General features: G+C 63.9%; 1 pseudogene. It reads right to left on the reverse strand.

The window, feature by feature from the left end:
* Window positions 1-132: 132 nt before the first annotated feature.
* Window positions 133-504 (reverse strand): annotated as a pseudogene (locus tag ACZYOF_RS44205) (acyl-CoA carboxylase biotin carboxyl carrier protein subunit); the annotation flags it as partial.
* Window positions 505-629: the final 125 nt, after the last annotated feature.

Genomic DNA, 629 nt, shown 5'->3' on the forward strand with positions numbered 1-629 from the left:
TGGCCAGCGATCATCCGATCGCATCAAACAGGCCGGACATATGGATGCAAGCGATCCGATCACCTCAAAAGCTCTTGTGCCACGGGGGCCGTCCACATATGGGTCCCGGGTCAAGCCCGGGACGACGTGGGGTTAGGCCGCCGCTTCGATCTCCACCACAATGCGCCCCGTCGTCACCTGTTCGCCCTCGGCGACGTCGATCGCCGACACCGTGCCGGCGACGCCCGCGGTGTGCACGTGCTCCATCTTCATCGCTTCCAGCGTCATCACGGGCTGGCCTACGGCGACCTGTTCGCCCGGCTTGACCAGCACCGCGACGACGCGGCCGTTCATGGCGGCGCGGACCTTGCCGTCGCCGTTGGCTCCCGCGGCGGCCTCGGGCGGCGCCAGCGTCAGGTCGCGGACCGCGAGCGTAACGTCGTGATTCAGGATATAGAGACGATCGCCATCGCGCAGGAATTTTGCGCGCGCCATGAGGCCGTTGGTGCGATAGCGGATCGCATCTAGTGGTCTATCACAGTGATTTTGACTCTTTGGGGGTGGCTGGATAGGCGCGGCCGAGTTTGGCGCGAGCTTTGTCGGTTGTGAACATCCATTTGATTCGGGCTCGGGTTTTATTTCGCCGCCGT

This window comes from Bradyrhizobium sp. LeoA1Lang, assembly GCF_055413685.1.